We start from the raw sequence: 21694 nt of genomic DNA on the forward strand, positions 1-21694 counted from the left end.
CCACACCGGTGTTGCAAAGATTCCTTTTAAGGATCACACGCCCTTGAGCGCTGCCTTACCCAGCTGACGGTTCAGCGTGGAAATGACATCAAGCGGAATCTGCTTGGGGCAGACGGCCGCGCACTCGCCGATGTTCGTGCAGGAACCGAATCCTTCTTCATCCATCTGGTTGAGCATGCTGACAACGCGACGGTAGTTCTCAGGCTTGCCCTGCGGGAGCAGGTGCAGGTGAGTGACCTTCGCCGAGGTGAAGAGCATTGCCGAGGCGTTCGGGCAGGCAGCCACGCAGGCGCCACAACCGATGCAAGCAGCGGCTTCGAACGCGCGGTCCGCATCCTGCTTGGGAACGGGAGTGCCGTTAGCATCCGGTGCGGCACCGGTGTTCACCGAAATGTAGCCACCAGCCTGAACGATACGGTCCAGAGCGCTGCGGTTAACAACCAAGTCCTTGATGATCGGGAATGCTTCCGCACGCCAGGGTTCGATGGTGATGACATCACCATCGTTGAAGGAACGCATGTGCAGCTGGCAGGTCGTGGTGACCTCAGGGCCGTGGGCAATACCGTTAATGACAATGCCACACTGACCACAGATGCCTTCACGGCAGTCAGAGTCAAATGCGATCGGTTCTTCGCCGCGAGCAAAGAGCTCTTCGTTCAACACGTCGAGCATTTCCAGGAACGAGGATTCCTCAGAGATGCCGCGGACTTGGTATTCGTGCATGGCACCCGGATCCTCGGGTCCGTTTTGGCGCCAAATCTTCAGTGTCAGGTTCACTTGTAACTCCGCTGCTTAAGCTCGATGTTGTTGTAGATCAAGGCTTCCTTGTGGAGGATCGGAGGCTGATCCTCGCCACCCCACTGCCAAGCTGCAACATAGAGGTACTTGTCATCGTGGCGAAGGGCTTCACCTTCGGGGGTCTGCGACTCCGCACGGAAGTGACCGCCACAGGACTCTTCGCGGTGCAGGGCATCGATGCACATGAGCTCGCCCAGCTCCATGAAGTCTGCAACACGGCCAGCCTTTTCAAGGGACTGGTTGAGTTCACCAATCGACTTGCCGGGAACGCGAACGTCACGCCAGTAGTCGGCGCGAAGCTTGCGGATCATCTCGATGGCCTTCTTCAGGCCCTCTTCGCGACGCTCCATACCGCAGTATTCCCACATGATCTGGCCCAGTTCCTTGTGGAAGGAATCCACCGAACGGGAACCATTGATCGACATGAGCTTGTCAATGCGACCCTGAGCGGAGTTCAGTGCTTCAACAACATCCTCGGAGGACTCATCCAGCTTGGGGAGGTTGAAGCAGTGTGCCAGGTAGTCGTTGATGGTGTTCGGAAGAACGAAGTAACCATCGGACAGCCCCTGCATCAGTGCGGATGCACCCAGGCGGTTCGCGCCGTGATCAGAGAAGTTCGCTTCACCGGCAACGTAGAGGCCGGGGAGGTTTGATTCCAGATCGTAGTCAACCCACAGGCCACCCATCGTGTAGTGGACAGCCGGGTAGATACGCATGGGCACTTCGTAAGGGTTGTCACCCGTGATGCGCTCGTACATATCGAAGAGGTTGCCGTACTTAGCGGAGACCGCTGCGCGGCCCATACGGGAGATTGCCTCGGAGAAGTCCAAGTAGACGCCGCGAGCCACGCCGTCAATCTTCGGACCAACACCGCGACCCTCATCGCACATGTTCTTTGCCTGACGGCTTGCGATATCGCGAGGAACAAGGTTGCCGAAGGAGGGGTAGATACGCTCCAAGTAGTAGTCGCGATCTTCCTCGGGAATGTCACGAGGATCCTTCTCGCAATCTTCTGCCTTCTTAGGAACCCAAATACGACCGTCGTTACGCAGAGATTCGGACATCAGCGTCAGCTTGGACTGCTGATCTCCGTGCTGCGGAATACAGGTCGGGTGAATCTGGGTGAAGCAGGGGTTCGCGAAGTATGCGCCCTTGCGGTATGCTCGCCAAATTGCGGTGGCGTTGCAGCCCATGGCGTTCGTCGACAGGAAGAAGACGTTTCCGTAGCCGCCGGTTGCAAGAACAACCGCATCCGCAATATGGGTTTCAAGCTTGCCGGTGGTCATGTCGCGTGCGACGATGCCGCGAGCGCGGCCGTCAGAAACAATGAGTTCGACCATTTCGTGGCGGGAGTGCTCGGTAACGGTACCGGCAGCAACCTGACGCTCGAGCGCCTGGTAGGCGCCAATCAGCAGCTGCTGACCTGTCTGGCCGCGTGCGTAGAAGGTACGCGACACCTGGACGCCGCCAAAGGAACGGTTATCGAGCAGGCCGCCGTATTCACGTGCGAAGGGCACGCCCTGTGCGACGCACTGGTCGATGATATTCGCGCTGACCTCAGCCAGACGGTAGACGTTGGTCTCACGTGCGCGGTAATCGCCGCCCTTAACGGTGTCGTAGAAGAGGCGGTAGACGGAGTCATTGTCGTTGCGGTAGTTCTTCGCGGCGTTGATACCACCCTGCGCTGCAATGGAGTGCGCACGACGAGCGGAATCCTGGTAGAAGAACACGTCAATGTTGTAGCCCATCTCGCCCAGCGAGGCGGCAGCTGCACCACCGGCAAGGCCGGTACCCACGATGATGACGTGGAGCTTACGACGGTTTGCGGGGTTGACCAGAGCCGCAGTGAACTTTCGCTTTTCCCAAGCGTCTGCGAGGGGAACATCCAGCGGGGCCTTGGTATCGGCGATGTCGTCGCCTTCGCGGTACAGCCCGTGAATCAAAGTATCAGTCATGTCTCAATATCCTTGTCAGGAGATGTAACCGGCGACGATCGCCAGCGGGGGAAGCGCGAACATCAGGAAGATCAGCGCACCGACCAAGCCGGAGAGAACTTCCATGAACTTGCGGGTTCCACCGCGGACCCAACCCAGAGATTGGAATGCCGACCAGAAACCGTGAGAAACGTGGAGCGCTGCCAGACCAATGAAGATCAGGTAGACAACAACCATCAAGGGATTCTGGAAAGTCGCGACCATGCGCTCGTAAGGAGTGGAGTCTGCGACGAATCCGGTACGGATGGTTCCCGTGGTGAAGTGCAGGATGTGGAAGACGATGAGGAAGAAGAGCAGAACACCGGTCATACGCATGGTGCGTGCTGCATAAGCATCAGCTGCACTGCGCTTGACAACGTACGCACTGCGACGTGCGCGGCGTGAGCGCTTCCACGTCACTGCTGCTGCCCAAATGTGGATCACCAGCATGAGAACCATAGCTGCGCGGAATATCCAGATAAACCCACCGTGAGGGAAGATCGGTACAAAGGCTTCTTCTTTCAGCCAGTGTGCGTAGTGATCGTAGGCTTCTTGCCCCAAGAACATCTTGAGGTTGCCGTAGGAGTGGAAAAGAAGGAAGAGCACGAACACGATGCCGGAGATCGCCATAAGTTGCTTGACGAAAACGGTCGTAGTCCATGCGCGACGCTTGCGAGTTGCGACAGTTTTTGTGGCCATGACTCAAGCCTAAGCTGAAGGAGTGTCATTTCCGTAGGACTGCTGGCCCGAGCGCTCCTTATCTGCTCACAGCGTCAGATAAGTCTTCCCTAAAACCCTGATTTTTCAGGGAAATAGCGGCGCGGAGAAGCCCCGTGAAAATGCGTCACAAAGTCGACAAAATCTGTCAGAAAACACCGTATTAGGGCAACATAATTTTTCGTATTTTCATGCGTCGAAAACAAGGCGCATGTTTACCGCATCTTCGCGCGGGTTTCGGAAATATGCCTTGGTGACACCGACACGTTCAAAACCTGATTGCTCATACAGCGTGATCGCTGGGGTATTGGACGCTCGCACTTCCAGGAAAACTCGTTCACTCCCCCGCTGCCGTGCAAGTTCAAGCAAAGCGTCCATCAGCGCGCGTCCTAAGCCACGGCCTCGAAAATCAGGAAGAACCCCCATGGTCATCACGTCGCTATCGAGGCCAATCTTGACACCCGCATAGCCACACAACACAGGAAGTTCACCCTGGGGAGCATCAGCACACACGCCAAAGTAGACGCTCAGTCCCGAGGAAAGTTCCTCGGCTAGCATCCCAGGCGTCCACGGGTCCTCGGGGAAGATCGCCTGTTCCAGTGCAATAACTGCGCGCCAGTCCTGTGGCCCCAACACGACAAGCTTTCCTCCCGAGGCCTGGGCAAGCCTGTGCGCGCAGGCGCTTAGCGTTTCCTGAAAACCTTGGGCGGGGGCAGCACTGGGATTTGCTGTGCTCACATACGCTCCGGCGCTTGCCCATGAATATCGGGGCGACGCAGATACAAGGGTTCGGTACCCAAACGGTCCTCTCCACCGCGAGCCAGGCGCGCTCGGACAATGCGAACCATGACTGAAGGGTCTAGAGGAAGAACCGGTCCCATTTCTGCGCCGGCAAGTTCATCGGCACTGTGCGCCGGGATCGGCGCATCAGAAACCAGCAGTCCTTCTTGTTCACGCAAGGCACTACTCAAGGTACGCGCGTAGCCAACCTCAAGACGCCCAAGCAAGCGAACATCATCGGGGCCTTCTGCAAGGTAATGTCCCCAATACAGTTCCTTACGGCGAGCATCGGTCAATGCATACACATGAGTGTCCGGCGACAGGTGATCCAAAGCAGCGCGGGCGATCACATCCAAAGAGCAGACGCCATAGACCGGAATCCCCGCCGCCTTCGCGAAGACACGTGCTGAAACAAGTCCGGCTCGCAGACCGGTGAAAGGAGCAGGACCAGTGCCTACGCACACGGCGTCAAGACCGGCCTTTGCGGCGTCGGTCGGCAAACCGGCCTCTTCAAGGGCTTCGAGGACGCAGGGGGTAATCGATTCTGCGTGGTGACGACCCGACTCATTCCTCGAGCTCCCCAGTATCTTCCCGTCATCGACGACGGTTACTGCAGTTGCTCCAGAGGTATCAATGCACAATTCGGTCATAAGTCGATCCTATTCCACGCTCGCACGCAACTGTGGTGCAAGGTCATCAAAGACACCGTCCCAGCGGTGCGAGTAGGGCGTAAATGTGATGATGCGTTGACCGTCATCCATGCTTTCGAGGTCAACAACATCACCGTCACGTGCGGCCTCTCCCCCGCTCGCGCGCCGCACCTCAATTTCAAGGCGCGCATCACTCATGGCTTCGGTCTTGCCCTCGCCCCATTCAACAACTGTCACAGCCTGATCAATAGTTGAATCCAAATCGAGAGTCTCCAGATCATCGAGGTCACGAATTCGATAGGCATCGGCGTGGATGAGGTCAGGTCCTCCGACCAACGAGGGGTGAACGCGCGCAACGATGAATGTCGGGGAGGCAACTGTCCCTCGCACTTGAAGCCCGCGGCCAATTCCCTGAGTGAAGGTAGTCTTGCCGGCGCCCAAGCCGCCTCGGAGCATGAGGAGGTCGCCCGCGCGTAAGTGACGCGCAAGCTCTTCACCTAACTCGCGAGTCTGCTCTGCATCGCTCACACGATAGCTGTACTGCTTCGTTTGTGTCTGCGTCATTATTCCTCTTCGTTCACGTACTGCCTGGGAATGCGTTCTCCCAAACGAGTAATGACCTCATAGTTGATTGTGCCCGCATGCGCGGCCCATTCATCTGCGATCGGGTATCCCTTGGCCGGATCGCCGAAAAGAACGGCTCGATCGCCTACATGGGCGGGCGCATTGCCACTGTTCTGCGTAGCTGTGTCTTTCTGCCCGTCAGCGGGCCCCAGGTCGATGATGAATTGGTCCATGCAGATCCGACCAACGATCTGTGCCTTCACCAGACCTGAATCAGTCTCAACAACAACCGGCGCACCATTGGAGGCCGCTCGTAGAATCCCGTCTCCGTATCCCAGTGGGACCAAACCCACCCAACGACGGCTCGGGGCCTGCCAGGTTCCTCCGTACGAGGCCGGGGTCCCTTCTTCGATGACCTTGACTGAGGTTAGTGGAGCGCTCAGCGTCATCACGGGTGTCAGGCCCAGTTCCTGAGCACTTGCAACTGAAGGATCAGGGGAAAGTCCATACATTCCGATCCCCGCACGAACCATGTCGTAGTGGGTTTCCGGGTGCCATAAAATCCCCGAGGTTGCAGCAAGATGGCGAATCTGCGGACGCAGTCCAGCTTCGGCGAGAATACGCAAGCCCTCTTCAAATATCTGACGGTGCCGGCGCGTCGATTCCTCGCCGGCCACGCTGGGATCATCTGCTCGCGAAAGGTGACTCCAAGCGCCAACTACCTGAACAAGACCAGCATCTTCTGCGGCTCGTACAGCCAGGGCAAGCTCCGGCAGATCGGCCAAAGTTGAACCCGCACGCGACATCCCCGTGTCGACCTTGACGTGAATTCTGGCGGGGCGCCCGCAGCGGCGCGCCGCCGCACAGACCTCATCAAGAACCCACGTCCAGGACACAGACAGGTCAATATCTGCACGGATCGCGGATTCGAAATCACTTCCGCTGGTGGAAATCCATGCCAGGATCGGTGCGCTATCACGCGCGATCCCTGCGCTATCGAGTCCTTCACGTAGCTCAAAAGCCTCGGCTAATTGAGCGACACCCAGCCAATCGGCTCCAGCACCCAGGGCAGCTTGGGCAACGGGAAGCAAACCATGTCCATAGGCATCGGCCTTAACGATCGCCATCTGCAGAGAAGACGGGGCGCAGGTTCGCAAATGAGCAAGATTATGCGCGAATGCTGCAAGATCAACGGATGCTACCGAAGGGTATCCGCATCCACGTTTGGAAGTTTCCACTCCCCAAGTATCGCACCCTCAGCGACTAGGAACACAGTCCACCGATGACTTCTGGAAGAGCGCGGGCAATATCAATGGCCTGGATGGGGCGCGCTTGCCCTTCCGAACCCAGGCTTGCCCGAAGAGCCGCTTGGGCATGCACCCACGCTCCAAGGCTCGCAAGGGTTGCGCAGTCGGCCTCGGAAATCGACGGGCTCCCCTGCCTGCGCTCAGCTCGCGCTTGGAACCCCGCAGTGATCCCCGCGACCGTCCCGGCAAGCACATCACCGCTACCCGCAACCCCAGCCCAGGGAGTTTCTTGAGGAATCGAGACGATTTCTTGCGTCCGACTCCCCTGGTCATGTTTGAGATACGAGCACACAGTAGTCGCACTTTTCAGAAGGATAATCGCTCCCGTGAGCGAGGCAAGTTCCTTGGCAGAAGGGGCGGGATCAGCATCAACGTCTGCGCGAGAATGCGGACTACCCAACTGAGTGAGAAGGCGCGCGGCCTCGCCGTGATGAGGGGTGAGTATAGTGCGCGAAAGGGAACGCGAATGCGTGTCTGCATAGTCGATAAGGCCTCTGACTAAGTCAAGCGCGCCCGCGTCAATAAGCAGAGGAAGCGTGGAATCAATACAGAATTGCGCGAGCTCACGGCAGTCGTCGTAGCGCTCATTCGTACACCCCGGACCAATTACTCCGCTTTGGATGCGACCTCCCACAGTCACAACACCAGGAGCGTAGTGAAGAACCAGATCTTCTACCCGACGGGTCGAATTTAGACGAACCATACCCACGCCGGTGTTCGAAGCGGCAAAGGCAGCCAGCAGCCCGGCCCCCGGGTAGGTGTCAGAACCCGCGACAACGCCCACGACGCCTCGGCGATATTTATCCTCATCAGCGGAAGGCGCGAAAAGAAACTCGCGCGCGCTTTGGGGATTAAAGAGAGGAATCTGCTCAGCCATGTCCCCATTGTTTCACGTAACCAATGGGGACATCCGGCGCACGTCTGATCTAACTGAAGGAGCGAGCAACGCCCACCATGATGACGCCGATAACCATGATGACAACGCCAATAATGGTCCAGCGCATCTCACGACGCGTGCGCGTCTCGTGGAGAATCAAGATTCCACCGAAAGTCTGAATAATGACGCCCATCTGCGATAGGGGGAAGGCAACTGAGACGCCAAGGAGCGAGGAAGAAACTTGAGTCAGGAGAATAGCCGCACCCCACATCAGGCCGGGGATCAGTTGGCGAAGAGTGAGCAGACTCCAGCGATTGTCTTCCTTGCCAAGTTGAGGCGAAAGCGCAGGGATTGTTCCAACGAGGCCGACCAACAAATAGCCAACCGCTTGGGGCAGGATCACGGAGCGGCCGTCAAGGCCAAAGCCTTGCACCAAGAGAAGGAACGCCACGAGGGCGGCCGTTGAGATCACAACTAAAGGAACTCCACGTTTCCAATCAACATGCTCTTCGGTCGCTTCTTTAGTCTTCTCACTCTTTGAAATGAACAGAACACCGATAACTAACAAGGTGATTGCGCTGAGCGCACACACCAGAGCCAAACCTTGATTCATCTCGCCGAAGAGAATGATGCCACCCAATGACATGAAAACAATCTGACCAGCCGTTGTCATTGGCATGGCACGCGAAACTCCCAGCAGTTTCAAGGAGAGAATCTGCAAGTACTGACCGAATCCCAACAGGAGTCCCGAGATAAACGAGATCACAAGAGTCTTCGTCGTCCAGTGCACTTCAATGAAGGGGGTAGCCAAAAGGGAGAATAAGAACGCGCCACCCAAAAGACCGAGACTCTTCTGCCGATCATCGCCACCTTGTGCGACTAAAACAATGGCCATAAAGCCATTGAAAAGTGCCGGAAGAAAAGCGATGAGATAGTCGATCACGGCATACTCACTTTCTGGTGCGTCAATTGGCACAACCAAGTAACGATGTTTTCAGGCTAGTGGACAAGCAAGCAAATACAAGGTGCAAGATCCCTGTCTGAGCTGCGCGATAGATAACATTTTCAGACGCATAGGACCTCTGATTGCGTGTCCAGTCCACGAAGTTGCCACAATTAACACTGTGAGTGATATCAACAACACTGAAGAATCTCCCTTCGATTACTTCTCGCGAGAACAGTGGGACCAACTTGCTGATCGTTCTCCCCTCCCCCTCACTCACAACGACCTTTCGCGTTTAGCATCCCTTGGCGATCCCATCGATATTGCCGAGGTCGACGCAATCTACCGACCGCTGACCGCACTCTTGCAGCTCTACGTGGAAGGACACCGACGCGTTGAGCAAGAGCGTTCCGATTTCCTTACGCGCTCTCACCGATCTCCCGTCCCCTTCATCATCGGAATCGGCGGCTCGGTTGCCGTTGGAAAATCTACCGTCGCCCGCCTCTTGCGTTTTCTCTTATCCCGATGGGAAAAGACCCCGCGAGTTGATCTGATCACGACAGACGGTTTCCTCTTCCCCAATGCGGTTCTCCGTTCCAAAGGCCTGCTCGGGCGAAAAGGTTTTCCCGAGTCCTATGACCGCCCCGCACTCATTTCCTTCCTCTCGGCAGTGAAGTCAGGGATGCGTAATGTTCAGGCTCCCGTCTACTCGCACGTCGTTTACGACATCATCAAAGATGAAAGTGTCGTCGTAGACTGCCCAGACATTCTCATCGTTGAAGGACTCAATGTCCTCCAACCTCCCAAATGGGGACCTGGCGTTATGCCGACCGCAGTCTCAGACTTTTTCGACTTCAGCATCTACGTGGATGCCGACGCCGAACACATCCAACAGTGGTACGTCGATCGTTTCCTCACCCTGCGTCAAACCGCATTCACCCGCGAGGACTCCTTCTTCCGCACCTACGCTTCACTGACCGATACACAAGCCGAGGCGACGGCCCGCTCGATTTGGGAGGAAATCAACCTCCCGAACCTCTTGGAAAATATTGCCCCAACCCGCGAGCGCGCAACGATGATTTTCACCAAGGGTGCGGATCACCGTGTCGAGTCACTGCGGCTCAGAAGGTGAGCTCTATTCCCACCGCATAGCGCAGATCGGTCTGAGGAATCACGAGGCGTGATGAGCCTTCACGCGCCTCGACGATGACTCTGTCCTCGCTTCCAAGAATCCGGGCGCTGCGTACCTTCCCGGGGACCTCAAGCCACGTCGATGCAAGACCGGAAGGAGCAAAGGTTCTTTCTTCGAGGGAACGCTCCTCGGCCTCGTCAGTCGATGGAGCCGGAGGCATCCCAAAGAAGAAAACTCGAGACTCACTGTCCTTGGGCTGGGTTGCGTACCAGGACCAGCCGTTTTCCGAACGCAGTGTATCGGTATCCATCCACGGACGAGTCGCGTAGATTCCTTCACCGTTGATGCGCAAGAAATCACCCAGCTGCTCGAGGCCGCGCTGAATCCACGTGGACATGCTTCCGCGCGCGTCGGGACCGATCCCAATGAGGTAGTTCCCGCCTCGCGACACGATCGCCAACAGGTTGGAGATGATGTGGCGCATGGGCTTGATCGGTTCTTCGGGGCGCATCGAGCACCAGCCGCGAGTCATGGTGATGCATGATTCCCAGGGGTAGAGCCGAATATCGTCCGGAATTTCCTGTTCGGGGGTTCGGTAGTTTTCGTTCACCCCATGGACTTCTCGGTCAACGACCAAGATATCGGGTTGGAGGCGACGTGCATTCTCAGCGATCTCATCGATATCAATCGGTTCATCTGGTTCGCAAACCCAACCGGCATCGAGCCATAGCACGTTGATACGCCCGTAATTGCGCAAGAGCTCGTCAATTTGATTATGGGTGTAGCGAACAAAGGAATCCCACTTTGCGCGGTGCTTCTCGATGTCGAAGTTGTGGTAGCGGTCAGTAATAGTGCGGGCGCGATCCCAATATCCCGGGTGGTTCCAATCAGCCTTGGAGAAATAAACACCCGTTTCCATACCGTGAGCACGGAAGGCCTCGAAGATTTCGCGGACAATGTCGCGACCAAGTCCGGATTCTTCACTGGTCGACTTGAAGTTCGAGAAGTCCGTGTCGTACATGGCATAGCCGTCATGATGCTTTGTCGTAAAGACGACGTAGCGCATTCCGGCATCGGCGCACGCGGCGGCCCATTCTTCGGCATTGAAATCGTCCCCCGTAAAGGAACGAGCTTGATCGCAGTACCACGAGTGATACTCCTCGTCAGTCCCCTTCCAATCCTCAGGCGGGTCAGTAAAGCCGCCCAAACGCTGGCGGTGCAAAGACCAGGAGCCATCTTGACCAATGTGAGAGAAGATCCCCCAATGGATGATGACACCGACCTTGTGGTCCCTCCACTGCTCAAGTGCAGCGACAGTGCGCAGGTTCGTTGGCCAGATGTACCCGGGATCCGGGTATTGACGCAGCGCACCTGCAGCTTCTAGCGCATCGGGAGCGAAGTCCTCACTCAGTTCGTCACTCATTGGTGTGTACCTCTATCGATCTAAAACTTCAATCCGCCATCTTCGATTCCACGGAAGAAGTACTTCTGCGAGAAGGCGAAAACTACAACGACAGGAACCAGTGCAACGACCGCTCCGGCCAAGACCAGTTGATAAGTCGTTCCCTGAGCGGAATTTTGAATGGCTGTCAGTTCGAGCATCAAAGTGTGCTTGTCGTTGTCGACCAGCATGAGTAGCGGGAAGAGGAAATCGGACCAGGCGCCGATGAAGGAGGTCAGTCCAACAACCGTGAGAGTCCCACGAACCTGAGGAAGGAAGATCCTCCAAAAACGCTCCCATTCGCCTGCCCCATCAATCAGTGCGGCATCTTCAATTTCTTCGGGGATCCCAAGGAAAGCAGCGCGCATCATCAGGATCTGGAAGGGGCCGATCATGGCAACCATCCACACACTGGTCAGGGTCTTGTACGTGCCGATGGACACCATCATCGAGTACAGGGACAGCATGATTGATTCAAAGGGGAAGATCATCGCCGAGAGCACGACGAAGTACATGATGTTACGACCGGTCCATCCCCGTCGCGAGAGCATGTATCCGCCCAAGCAGGACAAGACGATATTTGAAACGACCGTCAGCGTTGCAACGATGACCGAGTTGCCAATCGCACGCAGGATCGCGGTTTGTTTAAACAGTGTTGTGAACGCTGCAAGCGACCATGTCTGCGGGAAGATCGTGGCGCCTTGGCCGAAAACCGACTCCCCCGGAGCTTTGAATGCCGCGAGGAGAGGAAGCAGAAGCGGTCCCACCATAAGGATCGCGACGACGACCAGCGTGATGTAACGCAGGACTAGGCGAGAGCCTTTGAGTTGGCGTGATGCGACGTTGCGCGATTGGTGCTCCAGCTTGCGAGTTTTGCGCCAGTTCGCAAACTTTGACGAGGCCGTGGCTGAGTTGGTTGAAGAAACTACGGTACTCATTGGTCTTCAGCCTTCCTCTGGAGTTTCTGGGAGGCAATGATGAATCCGAAAGTGATGAGGAAGAGGCAGACCGAGGCTGCATCGCCCTTGCCTAGAGACCCGTATGTCGGATCGGTCCAGTCTCGGATGTACATGGTCAAGGTCTTTGTTGGGGAGGCACTTCCGCCAAGGAGGTAGACCTCGGTGAAGATCTTGAGGCATCCGATGGTTGTGAGTGTCGCGACCAAGAACATCATGACTTTGACGCCCGGAATAGTCACGGTGAAGAAACGACGAACGCTTCCCGCCCCGTCGAGTTCTGCGGCCTCGTAGAGGGACTTATCGACGTTCGCAAGAGCGGACAAGTAGAGAATCATGTAGTAGGGCAAGCCCTGCCACAAGGTAATGAGCATCGCGCAAAAAAGGATCAGCCATTGGTTCGAGAGGAATGGGACCGCATCCATTCCCCACGAGGTCAAGAGGTTGTTTACTGGTCCTCTTTCATTGAGCAGGTAGCGCCAAGCCAAGGAAATGACGACGAGCGAAGAAACCGCAGGCAGGTAGTAGAGCGCGCGGAAGAACCCGATGCCCGGAACATAGGACTTGACCAGGAGGGCAAGGAGAAGAGGGAGAAGCACCATTAGAGGGACAACGCAGACCGCGTAGATCAGCGAGTTACGAAGAGAACCCCAAAATTCCGCGTCGTTCAGAACGTAGGTATAGTTCTCGATCCCAATGAAGGGACCAATTTTTCGCAGCGGTTTTGTTTTTGTGAAAGAGACGAAAACCGTTGTGATAAAGGGATAGATGTAGAAAGTAATAATTGCCAAGACCGGGAGTGTAATCCAGATCCACGGCATCCATCCCGGGCGGAAACGCGCGGCCCCATTAAGAGATCGGCTTGGGGCACGCCCTGTACGCGACGACATTGTCAGGTCCTTCGGTGCTGTTCAAGGGTTTTGCCGGGGCGAAACCGTAGTGTTTCGCCCCGGCAAGGGTGAGATCATTCGCCCAGAGCCTTGAGCTTCTTGTTCATCTGATCTTGTGCAGTCTTCAGAGCGGTCTTGGGGTCGACCTCTCCGCGGATTGCCTTGTTCACATTCTCAACGAGGCTGTCCTGAACAGCGCCGGTGGTGTAGAAGACGTCGGTGTAGGCCTCGGCGTCCTTTGCAGCCTTTGCGGCTTCCTCGTAGGCAGCCTTGAAGACCGGATCATTTGCGATCTCCGGCGGGTTAGCAACGAGCTTGTCAAGAGCAGTTGTTGCTGCCGGGAAGATGATCGCACCACCGTCGTGGGTCCATGCGTATTCGTTCTCAGCGTTGGTGATCCATTCGGCAAACTTCATTGACAGAGGAGCGTTCTTGGTTGAGACGGACACGCCGATGTACTGGCCTTCGAAGACCGGCTTGATTCCGGGGTTGGTCGGGAAGGGGCCGACACCGGTGTTGTTGTAGACGGTCGCGTTGTTTGCCTTGACGGACTTGAGGAAGGAGGCGTTCGGGGTACCGAATGCGAGGTTTCCATCCGCGTATGCCTTGCCCGGATCAGGTTCGCCGGTCAGCGAGTCCTTCGGGATCGCACCGCTCTTGTAGAGCTCGGCGAGACGGGTCACGTACTTGATGGCCTGCTCATTGTCAGCAAAGTTGAACTCGGTCTTATCAGCGTTCATGAGGCTGACACCCATTCCGTGCAGCTGAGCGGTCATGTACCACTGCGGGGAACCGTAGATACCGTAGTCGCCCTTGCCATCCGCTCCGACCTTTGCAGCGTAGTCAAACATCTCTTCCATGGTCTTGGGAGAGGTGTTTTCATCCAAGCCTGCGCGCTTGAAAACTTCCTTGTTGTAGGTGGTGATGTAGGGGCCGAAGTACCACGGGAGTGCGGTGTGGTGCTTGTTTGCGCCCAGCTCGGTCGAGCCCCAAATGGTCTTGACAAACTTGTCACCAATACCGGGAGCCTTCACGTCGAAGTCCATGAGGAGGTTGGACTTTGACAGAGCCAGGATGGTAGAGGAAGGAACGTTCACAACGTCTGCCATCTGGCAGTTCGTTGCCTGAGCGGTAATGGTCTGATCGAATTCGGCGCCGCCCGCCTGGTCAGTCCACTTGATCTTGACGCCGGGGTTTGCATCCTCAAATTCCTTGATCTTCTTGGTGAAGAAGTCGCCGAAGTCGGTCTTGAGCCCCTGAGTCTGGAAGGTGATTTCACCTTCGACCTTCGAGGTGTCGATCTTCGAATCATCGAGATTCGTTGCGGGAATATCGCAGGAAACATCGGGCTTGGGGATTGAACCCGATGCGGATCCACCGCTTGCAGAACTTGAAGAAGAGTCGCTGCTGCCGTTCGAGCAGGCGCTCAATCCTAGAGTGCTTACCATGGCCAGGGCGATGACACCAGCGGCCATCTTTTTCTTCAACATGCGAAACCTCCATTGGTTCGTGTCGTAGCTCGATATAAATACCGAATCACTAACTATCTCGTGTTAGTTGATAAGGCTAGGCTACCGTCGAGAAGCTAGCTTTACGTTGCATAGCGGACAATTGTTATAGATCCGTTACACAAACAATGAATTCGATAGTCAGCGGATTCATCCGTGCACCGAATTCGGGGCGCGCATCCGGGCCACACGAGCGAGTCCCGATGCCATCTTGAATGGCGTCAAGCCAAACAAAAGTCCGATTTGAATGCGGCAAGTCTTCCCAGTGTCCCGCCTGGGCAAGCTCTTGCTCACTCCACGGCGAGGCACTCCACCCCACCTCGCTTCGAGGAATGATCGTGAATGCACAGTCCTCCCCGCGCAGCTCAAGAACCTTCAGTCCCGGTCGGTGCCCACCTTCTTGAGGCTTGACACCCACATCCCATAGATCTTCGAGTTCAGCGCACCCAAACCCATTTGGATTGCCGCCGGGCATATCCGCATAAGCAATATCCGTCTCCCCCACCCACGAGGCCGTCCACCCCGTTCCCGGGATGCACAAACGAACCCCTGCACGAGGGATGCGCTCGGGCCACTGTCCGTAGGGAGTCATGTCGACCTTAACTGCGAGGCAGTTGCCCGGCAGCGGAGCACCCACAGATGCGCCTCCATCCTCTGCACCTACGGGAGTAAAACTCCAGCGAGCCTCAAGTCCAAACTGTGCAGCAGGCGGCGCCCAGCGTTCGACAAGCACCCGCTTTCCGTTCTCACGGGCGCATCCGTTCCAGGTTCTGCGCAGGAGATGCAAACGTGCCATTTCCCATCGCTGGGCGTGAGAGACTCCCCATTGACCGGTCCCCGTTCCCAGTGGACCCAAATCATCAGAGGAAATCCCCCAATAATCGACAGGACCGCGACCCCGATCGTTGTCCGTCGGTGCACGGTAAACACTGATCTCCGCCGCGATCACAAGCCCGCCCACGGACTCCACACGCCCTCGATCATCAAAGACGGCACTGCACTCGGCCTCGCCACAGGAGAGACGGGAAGAAGCTGAACGAGCCAGCGCACGCAAGCGTTCCTCGGCCTCGCCACCCGATTTTTGCGAGCGCCCCTGAAGGATCGGCGCGTCAGGTGCGAGCGCGCGAATCCATGCCCAGGTCCCCGCGTAGGGACGCGAAAGCGCATCAACCAAGCCGTCGCAGACGAAATTTCCGTCGTGCACTAGCTCCCCGAAATCGCCACCGTAGGCAAGAGCGCGGCGCCCATCAGGAAGGGTGCGCCACAGCGCATGGTCACGCCACTCCCACACGAAGCCTCCAGCATGGCGAGGATGGCTCATTTGCTCGACATAAGCGGCCGCCCCACCGGGGCCAGTCCCCATCGCGTGGAGGTACTCACACATGATGTAGGGAGCGCTGCGGATACGTTCTTTCGCAGCGTCATCCACAGCCGCACTTGCATGGCTCGGAACAGCAACCGGCGCATGCATATCCGTATCGTCGAGCACCGCAGCAACTTCTTCAAGTGTCGGGTACATCCGCGAGTAGATATCGACGTACTCCATGGCATGGTCACCCTCGTAGTGGACGAGGGCGCGTCCGTGGGTGCGTTCACGGAGCCAACGCGCGGACCCTGCCAAGTTACGTCCCGTTCCGGATTCATTCCCCAGGCTCCAGCAGAAAATGCTGGCATGATTCTTGTCGCGTTCAAAAGCGCGTTCGGTGCGGTCAAGGTAGGAGGCTTCCCACCGCGGATCGTCGGAGGGATTATCGATCCAGGTACGATTCCCCTCAAAACCGTGGGTTTCAATATCCCCCTCGAGCATAACCCACAGCCCAATTTCATCGGCCAGATCAAGAAGGCGCGGGTGAGGCGGGTAATGGGAGGTTCGGATCGCGTTGATTCCCATCGATTTCATGAGTTCAAGATCGGCGCGCGCAAATTCTTCACTGAATACCCGCCCTTCGTCGGCACGAATTTCATGGCGATTGACGCCATTAATCGTCAGCGGCTGCCCATTGGCATGCAGAACGCCATCGACGATTTCAACCCTTTGGAAGCCGAGGCGCAGGTGACGTTCTTCCGTTTTGCGGCCGCTCTCCCCCACCACTTGCACGCGTGCGGCGTAAAGTTGTGGCGATTGTGGGCTCCACGGCTCGACATTGCCGAGGCCAATGCTTTCACTCCGGTAGCGCCCGTCTTCCCCGCGCGAGAGAGTGAGCACCGAGGCGCCGAGGCCTTCGATGTCCAGGCTCGCTTCAAGCGTTTCGCTTTGCGCCCCGCGCACTCTGAGCTCAAGGGTCGCAAATCCTTGCCCGGCCTTGTAATCGGTATTGACCCACAGATCCTCAATGGAAAAGTCAGGAAGGTATCGCAGCGAAACTGAGCGGAAAATTCCGGGGAGCCACCACTGATCCTGATCTTCAAGATAGGATCCTGCGCTGAACTGATGAACGCGAAGAGTCACCGTATTTTCACCGGGGACAAGCATCTGGGTGACGTCGAATTCATGGGCGAGGCGTGACCCGCGAGCCATTCCAATCCACTGGCCATTGACCCAGACAATGATCTGGGATTCAACGCCCTCGAAGCGCAGACGGATCTGCCCTCCCTGCGAAAACCACGACTTGGGGCATGTGAAGCGGCGAGAATAGTCGCCGACAGGATTATCTTCCGGAGGGAAAGGCGGATCCACAGGGAAGGGGAAATCAACGTTGGTATAGGCGGGGGCACCCCAGCGTCCATCTCCTCTGAGAACCCAGTGGCTTGGGACATCGATCGTCTCTTCGCTTGATACGCGGGGAGAGGGACATGCCTCCTCGGGATTCGCACCGGGATTGGGATCAACGCGGTGATAGGTGAAGGCCCAGCGGCCATCGAGGCTCATCTGCCCTGGATCATCAGCGAGATACGCACGAGCAGGAGAAAGTGCTCCCACACAGGGTGCGTATGAGGGCATAATTTTCATGATGAGCCTTTCAGGTGAGTCAACATTGAAACTCCTTGCAGTACACAAAGACTAACACGTTATAGTTATTGTGTTAACGCACTTTTATTCCATCGCAGATCCGGAGCAGAAAGAATGGAACGAGCAACGCGGGCCGATGTGGCCCGAGCAGCAGGAGTTGCTCCTTCGACGGTTTCTTTGGTACTGAACGGCCGCGGACCGGAAGTGAAGATCGCACCGGCAACAATTCAGAGAGTCCAAGATGCAGCGCGAGACCTGAACTATATTCCTAACGCTGCTGCACGTTCACTTCGGCGAGGCAGTTCTCGTCTGATCGCGCTGCTCATGGCAGAACTCCCAGATAATCCCTTCGTCCCGGTCGTTCACACGGTTCTCACAACCGCCATGATCGAAATCCAAAAGCGCGGATATTTGCTTCTTCCCCTCTTCCAATCAAGTAATGACCCCTCAGACGCGCAGACAATTCGCTCCGTCTTAGGGGACACGCAATTAGCCGGGGTCATCCGCGAAACGACCTCCGCCGAGAGTTTTACCTCCACGCTTCTGGCAAACCTTGGTATTCCCATCGTTGCAATGTCGATGATTAATACGGAAGACACCCAAGGAGCCAGCGCTCTCGTGAGCATTGACGAATGCGTGGGAGTGAAAGAAATCCTCAGCGATCATCTGAGCGCACAAAGACGCGGACACGCAGTTTTTCTTGCAGGACCGAATACCAATCACTCACGCCAGCTCCCCCTTGAAGCCGCCTTCGGCGCGGGTTTCACTTTGCTTTCGCTTCCCGATTGGGATGCCTCGACCGCATACCAGGCAGCCCTACGCCTTCTCTCAGATAACCCGGATATCACCTTGATCGCCGTCGCCGATGACTCGCAGGCACCGGGCGTGTTCCAAGCCGCCATCGATCTTGATCGCCGCGTTCCACAAGACCTTTCCATCCTGGGATTTGGTAATCAAGAACCCGCGAGCAGCCAAGCCCTCGGCCTCACAACCGTCGAGTGGCCGCTGCGCGAAATGACGCAGGGTGCCGTTGAGGCGGTGATTTCGGCGATCGAAAAGCCGCGCAAAGCAAAGAAAGTTGAGCGGCTCATCGTCCCCACTCGCGCGGTTTGGCGCTCTTCAGTCGCCCGTCCTTAGAGCGACAGGCTTTCCTTCACCACGTCAGCCAGGCGTGAGGCTACGCCATCAGCTTGCGCCTGCGTCGCTGCCTCGACCATGACGCGAACCAAGGGCTCGGTGCCGGAGGGAGTGAAGAATCTCCCTTCGATTACTTCTCGCGAGAACAGTGGGACCAACTTGCTGATCGTTCTCCCCTCCCCCTCACTCACAACGACCTTTCTCGTTTAGCATCCCTTGGCGATCCCATCGATATTGCCGAGGTCGACGCAATCTACCGACCGCTGACCGACGCTCAAGCCGAGGCGACGTGCGTGGGGACCACAACCTCGGTGTGGGGATCGCTCTCGTCGAGGTCGGCGGCGACTTCCTCTAGGGCCGGCTACATGCGCGAGTAGATGTCCGTGTATTCGAGGGCATGACCACCCTCGCAGTGGACGATCACTCGGGAACCGCTGCGCTCGTGGACCCATCGACCGGCAAAAGAAGCGGGCGGGCGGTGCTTGATACAACACAGGGAGGGGTGGATGCCGCCTGGCATCCGCCCCTCCCTCACACTTGTACCTCGCTCCGGACACCTCCCACACGCTCACAAAATGCGGGAACGCACCCAGAGGCGCCGCTATTAATCGCCGAGGCCGCAGGCCCGGTAGATGTTGGTCAGCATGGCCAGGCGCTGCTCGAGAGACGCATCCTTGGGGACGCAGACCTTCGCGCCGAGGTACTTGGCACCACCCTCGATGGCCGCCTGCGCACAGCGAGCGATCTCGGCCTCATCCATGAGCGAGGTCGGCTCATCGGCTTGCGCGGGCAGGTGACCGTCGATCCACGAGTATCCGTACTGGGTTTCCTCCGGGCCTGCGCCCGAGAAGATGATCCCGTCCAGGACGCCACGCTTGCCAGCCTCGAGTACGTGCTCGTACGCAGTGTTTGCGCTGCGGCCCTCCACGGCGGAACGTCCCCAGTTGAGGTGAATACCGATGCCAACCTCGGAGGCGATGCCGATCTCGGATTCGAGGGACAGGAAGCCCTTCTCGGGGTTCTGCTCGGGCACGAACTTATCGCAGTGCTCAATAACGAGGCGAGCCCCACACCAGTCCCAGGTGGCCAGCTCAGCGAGTGAACTCTTGAAAGCGTCCTCCTGGGCCAGGCGCGTGGGCGCCGAGTGCAACTGCACGCGGGCGACCAGCTGGCGGCCCGCTCGCTCACACAGGGCAGCAAGGTCGTCACGCAGCGCGCGGGTGAAGTCAAGAGCGGCGGCGCGTCCGGCCTCGTCGGGCGAGGCCAAGCCGAAGTTCTCGTTCTTCCACACGTTCTGCATGGTGCCGGGGATCGCAGTGATCGTGTTGAAGTCCCAGTGTGCAGCCAGGTGGCTGGCCAGGAGCTCGCCTTCGGTGGCAAGCTGACCCGGGTAGGGCATCTCGACGCCGCTCACCCACGGCTGATCCGCAAGGAGGCGGTAATAGTCAGCCTCCAGCTCCTGTACCGGATGCGACGCGTACGCGCCGATAACGAAAGGAAGTGTCATGGCGATCATCCTTCCTTGATGATTTCATCGTTTCCATCTTCGGGACGAACATACTCCGGACCCACGGCTTTCTGCAGGAGACGCGGGATATTCGCACCGATGAAGACCATGACGATCGCGGCGAATCCGAAGGACAGGATTGCCAGCGCCATGCCCAGGCCCATCTGAGCGGCAATTGCGGCACCGAGAACGGGGCCGACCGCGCCACCGAGGGCACCGACGTTGTAGCAGAAGCCTAGGCCCGCGGCGCGCTTGTCGACCGGGAAGTAGGAGGAGACCCACTTGGGCAGCAGGCCCGAGACACCCTGGCCGAACATCTGCTGGAAGAAGAGTAGGCCCGCCACAAGAGAAACATACTTTCCATCCTGCATGAACAGCGGGAAGACAATGACCTGCGAGAGCAGAAGCGAGATCGCGTACCAACGACGCATACCAAACTTGTCACCGGCGAAGCCGGCGATAATGTAGCCCGCGGCGTTGCCGAGGCCGGCGAAGGACACGACGTTCGCGACGACCTTCTGGTCCATACCAACACCGTGTAGGTAAGTCGGCAGGAGGCCCTGGATCGGCCAGGTGTACATGAAGGACGCGAAGATCGTCAGCATGATCGCGATGCCAATGATCCAACGATTCGAGTCGAACTGGATGATCAGGTAGATGAAAACGATCGCGCACACGACGCCGATCAAGCTGACCGCAACAATACCAGCCACCTGCTGGGTGAAGATCAGCAGCAGGCCAACGAAGGCGATTACAACGACGATGTAGTTGAGGACCTTGCGCTGCCCACCAAAGAGCACGGCGAGCATGTCATTCTTTTCGTCGCCACCCTTTTCCTTGGCCTCGCTCCAGTCTGCGGCCTCGGGCAGGGTGCGCCGCATGTAGATGGCGACGACGATCGGGACAATGCCCGTCAGGAACAGGGCTCGCCAGCCCCAGCCAGGGCGCACTGAATCAACCCACGTCACGAAGTACTTGTCGACCTGAGCGGCGGCGATAACACCGAAGGCGTAGCCAGAAAGCAGGAAGCCCGAGGCCTTGTTACGCATGTGCTTGGGCCACGATTCGATAACGTACGCAGCAGATGCGGAATACTCGCCTGCCATCGCGAAGCCGATGATGAGGCGCAGGACAAACAGGATCCAGAAGTTCGGAGCGAGCGCGCAGGCGATCGATCCGAAAGCGAACATGAAGATCGATAGGATCATCGCGGGCTTACGACCGTAGCGGTCGCCTACAGCTCCGAGCACGAGGCCACCGATCCAGCGACTAATGAAGGCGGCTGAAATCAGGGATGCGCTTTGGACGAGCGTCAGGTGGAACGCCTCCCTGATCGCGGGGAGCGCAAAGGAGATGAGGACGAAGTCGTAGCCGTCCAACAGAACGCCGATCCAAGCGGCGAAGAAGGCCTTGCGATCTTCTTTGGTCAAGTATTGATACCAGGGCTTTGTGGGAAGCGCCTGCAGCGGGGACGTACTCATGATGAGTGCCTTCCTGAAATTTCATCGTTGAATAACGAAGGGCTTTGAGTCCATGTGTCTCATTAGTAAGTTGTCAGACAACT

General features: G+C 57.3%; 19 protein-coding genes and 1 pseudogene. 3 read left to right on the forward strand and 17 right to left on the reverse strand.

Annotation, left to right across the window (positions count from 1 at the left end; all coding sequences use genetic code 11):
* Positions 1-33: 33 nt before the first annotated feature.
* The 9 genes from KHW85_RS01485 to KHW85_RS01525 all read right to left on the reverse strand — a co-directional run bounded on the left by KHW85_RS01485 (position 34) and on the right by KHW85_RS01525 (position 8642).
* Positions 34-777 (reverse strand): succinate dehydrogenase/fumarate reductase iron-sulfur subunit, encoded by a 744-nt coding sequence (locus KHW85_RS01485; protein ID WP_009408831.1) that lies wholly within the window; start codon positions 775-777, stop codon positions 34-36.
* Positions 774-2753, reverse strand: a complete 1980-nt coding sequence (locus tag KHW85_RS01490; protein ID WP_009408830.1) for a fumarate reductase/succinate dehydrogenase flavoprotein subunit — start codon at positions 2751-2753, stop codon at positions 774-776. Before KHW85_RS01490 ends, KHW85_RS01485 begins: the two co-directional genes overlap by 4 nt.
* A 15-nt stretch (positions 2754-2768) precedes the next feature.
* Entirely contained in the window at positions 2769-3470 is a 702-nt protein-coding gene (locus KHW85_RS01495) for a succinate dehydrogenase cytochrome b subunit (RefSeq protein ID WP_291458497.1), read from the reverse strand.
* A gap of 207 nt (positions 3471-3677) precedes the next feature.
* A complete protein-coding gene (gene rimI / locus KHW85_RS01500) occupies positions 3678-4226 on the reverse strand; it encodes a ribosomal protein S18-alanine N-acetyltransferase (protein WP_178705453.1) in 549 nt (182 codons plus the stop codon).
* Positions 4223-4918 (reverse strand): tRNA (adenosine(37)-N6)-threonylcarbamoyltransferase complex dimerization subunit type 1 TsaB, encoded by a 696-nt coding sequence (gene tsaB / locus KHW85_RS01505; RefSeq protein WP_178705450.1) that lies wholly within the window; start codon positions 4916-4918, stop codon positions 4223-4225. Before tsaB ends, rimI begins: the two co-directional genes overlap by 4 nt.
* Positions 4919-4927: 9 nt before the next feature.
* Positions 4928-5482, reverse strand: coding sequence for a tRNA (adenosine(37)-N6)-threonylcarbamoyltransferase complex ATPase subunit type 1 TsaE (gene tsaE, locus KHW85_RS01510; RefSeq protein WP_178705447.1), 555 nt, complete (start codon positions 5480-5482; stop codon positions 4928-4930).
* The gene (gene alr / locus KHW85_RS01515; protein WP_291458498.1) at positions 5482-6720 is read right to left on the reverse strand and encodes an alanine racemase; all 1239 of its coding nucleotides are present in this window, start codon (positions 6718-6720) and stop codon (positions 5482-5484) included. The genes tsaE and alr overlap by 1 nt, the downstream gene beginning before the upstream one ends.
* 25 nt (positions 6721-6745) lie before the next feature.
* Positions 6746-7666, reverse strand: a complete 921-nt coding sequence (locus tag KHW85_RS01520) for an ADP/ATP-dependent (S)-NAD(P)H-hydrate dehydratase (protein ID WP_291458500.1) — start codon at positions 7664-7666, stop codon at positions 6746-6748.
* A 49-nt stretch (positions 7667-7715) separates the two neighbouring features.
* The gene (locus tag KHW85_RS01525) at positions 7716-8642 is read right to left on the reverse strand and encodes a GRP family sugar transporter (protein WP_291458501.1); all 927 of its coding nucleotides are present in this window, start codon (positions 8640-8642) and stop codon (positions 7716-7718) included.
* Between the two features lie 148 nt (positions 8643-8790).
* Between KHW85_RS01525 and coaA the strand changes: the two genes are divergently transcribed.
* Positions 8791-9741, forward strand: coding sequence for a type I pantothenate kinase (gene coaA, locus KHW85_RS01530; protein WP_291458503.1), 951 nt, complete (start codon positions 8791-8793; stop codon positions 9739-9741).
* On the opposite strand, the gene KHW85_RS01535 is transcribed toward coaA, so the two are convergent.
* The 5 genes from KHW85_RS01535 to KHW85_RS01555 form a co-directional block, all read right to left on the reverse strand.
* The gene (locus tag KHW85_RS01535; protein ID WP_291458504.1) at positions 9731-11164 is read right to left on the reverse strand and encodes an alpha-L-fucosidase; all 1434 of its coding nucleotides are present in this window, start codon (positions 11162-11164) and stop codon (positions 9731-9733) included. The genes coaA and KHW85_RS01535 overlap by 11 nt on opposite strands.
* Positions 11165-11184: 20 nt before the next feature.
* Positions 11185-12120 carry a carbohydrate ABC transporter permease gene (locus KHW85_RS01540; protein WP_178705432.1) on the reverse strand — a complete coding sequence of 312 codons (936 nt, stop codon included), beginning with the start codon at positions 12118-12120 and terminating at the stop codon, positions 11185-11187.
* Positions 12117-13028 (reverse strand): sugar ABC transporter permease, encoded by a 912-nt coding sequence (locus tag KHW85_RS01545; protein WP_291458506.1) that lies wholly within the window; start codon positions 13026-13028, stop codon positions 12117-12119. Before KHW85_RS01545 ends, KHW85_RS01540 begins: the two co-directional genes overlap by 4 nt.
* A gap of 74 nt (positions 13029-13102) precedes the next feature.
* A complete protein-coding gene (locus KHW85_RS01550) occupies positions 13103-14518 on the reverse strand; it encodes an extracellular solute-binding protein (RefSeq protein WP_178705425.1) in 1416 nt (471 codons plus the stop codon).
* Between the two features lie 124 nt (positions 14519-14642).
* The gene (locus KHW85_RS01555; RefSeq protein WP_291458508.1) at positions 14643-17486 is read right to left on the reverse strand and encodes a glycoside hydrolase family 2 TIM barrel-domain containing protein; all 2844 of its coding nucleotides are present in this window, start codon (positions 17484-17486) and stop codon (positions 14643-14645) included.
* A 114-nt stretch (positions 17487-17600) separates the two neighbouring features.
* Between KHW85_RS01555 and KHW85_RS01560 the strand changes: the two genes are divergently transcribed.
* Positions 17601-18623, forward strand: coding sequence for a LacI family DNA-binding transcriptional regulator (locus KHW85_RS01560; protein ID WP_178705419.1), 1023 nt, complete (start codon positions 17601-17603; stop codon positions 18621-18623).
* Here KHW85_RS01560 and KHW85_RS01565 read toward each other — a convergent pair.
* Positions 18620-18703, reverse strand: a complete 84-nt coding sequence (locus KHW85_RS01565) for a hypothetical protein (protein ID WP_291458561.1) — start codon at positions 18701-18703, stop codon at positions 18620-18622. The two genes, KHW85_RS01560 and KHW85_RS01565, sit on opposite strands and share 4 nt — an antisense overlap.
* Between KHW85_RS01565 and KHW85_RS01570 the strand changes: the two are divergent.
* Positions 18683-18892 (forward strand): annotated as a pseudogene (locus tag KHW85_RS01570) (hypothetical protein); the annotation flags it as partial. The gene KHW85_RS01565 and the pseudogene KHW85_RS01570 overlap by 21 nt on opposite strands.
* A 335-nt stretch (positions 18893-19227) precedes the next feature.
* Here KHW85_RS01570 and KHW85_RS01575 read toward each other — a convergent pair.
* Together KHW85_RS01575 and KHW85_RS01580 are read right to left on the reverse strand one after the other, a co-directional pair.
* Positions 19228-20130, reverse strand: coding sequence for a DUF4862 family protein (locus KHW85_RS01575; protein WP_291458510.1), 903 nt, complete (start codon positions 20128-20130; stop codon positions 19228-19230).
* A gap of 5 nt (positions 20131-20135) precedes the next feature.
* Positions 20136-21611, reverse strand: a complete 1476-nt coding sequence (locus KHW85_RS01580; protein WP_291458512.1) for an MFS transporter — start codon at positions 21609-21611, stop codon at positions 20136-20138.
* Positions 21612-21694: the final 83 nt, after the last annotated feature.

This window comes from Actinomyces sp. oral taxon 181 (genome assembly GCF_018370895.1).
Classification (GTDB): Bacteria; Actinomycetota; Actinomycetes; order Actinomycetales; family Actinomycetaceae; genus Pauljensenia.

What these genes read in the sequence shown, in the direction of transcription:
- KHW85_RS01490 (WP_009408830.1), bottom strand. Translation starts at nt 2,753, where the DNA reads ATGACTGATACTTTGATTCACGGGCTGTACCGCGAAGGCGACGACATC.
- KHW85_RS01495 (WP_291458497.1), bottom strand. Translation starts at nt 3,470, where the DNA reads ATGGCCACAAAAACTGTCGCAACTCGCAAGCGTCGCGCATGGACTACG.
- tsaB (WP_178705450.1), bottom strand. Translation starts at nt 4,918, where the DNA reads ATGACCGAATTGTGCATTGATACCTCTGGAGCAACTGCAGTAACCGTC.
- tsaE (WP_178705447.1), bottom strand. Translation starts at nt 5,482, where the DNA reads ATGACGCAGACACAAACGAAGCAGTACAGCTATCGTGTGAGCGATGCA.
- KHW85_RS01520 (WP_291458500.1), bottom strand. Translation starts at nt 7,666, where the DNA reads ATGGCTGAGCAGATTCCTCTCTTTAATCCCCAAAGCGCGCGCGAGTTT.
- KHW85_RS01535 (WP_291458504.1), bottom strand. Translation starts at nt 11,164, where the DNA reads ATGAGTGACGAACTGAGTGAGGACTTCGCTCCCGATGCGCTAGAAGCT.
- KHW85_RS01540 (WP_178705432.1), bottom strand. Translation starts at nt 12,120, where the DNA reads ATGAGTACCGTAGTTTCTTCAACCAACTCAGCCACGGCCTCGTCAAAG.
- KHW85_RS01545 (WP_291458506.1), bottom strand. Translation starts at nt 13,028, where the DNA reads ATGTCGTCGCGTACAGGGCGTGCCCCAAGCCGATCTCTTAATGGGGCC.
- KHW85_RS01550 (WP_178705425.1), bottom strand. Translation starts at nt 14,518, where the DNA reads ATGTTGAAGAAAAAGATGGCCGCTGGTGTCATCGCCCTGGCCATGGTA.
- KHW85_RS01555 (WP_291458508.1), bottom strand. Translation starts at nt 17,486, where the DNA reads ATGAAAATTATGCCCTCATACGCACCCTGTGTGGGAGCACTTTCTCCT.
- KHW85_RS01560 (WP_178705419.1), top strand. Translation starts at nt 17,601, where the DNA reads ATGGAACGAGCAACGCGGGCCGATGTGGCCCGAGCAGCAGGAGTTGCT.
- KHW85_RS01565 (WP_291458561.1), bottom strand. Translation starts at nt 18,703, where the DNA reads ATGGTCGAGGCAGCGACGCAGGCGCAAGCTGATGGCGTAGCCTCACGC.
- KHW85_RS01575 (WP_291458510.1), bottom strand. Translation starts at nt 20,130, where the DNA reads ATGACACTTCCTTTCGTTATCGGCGCGTACGCGTCGCATCCGGTACAG.
- KHW85_RS01580 (WP_291458512.1), bottom strand. Translation starts at nt 21,611, where the DNA reads ATGAGTACGTCCCCGCTGCAGGCGCTTCCCACAAAGCCCTGGTATCAA.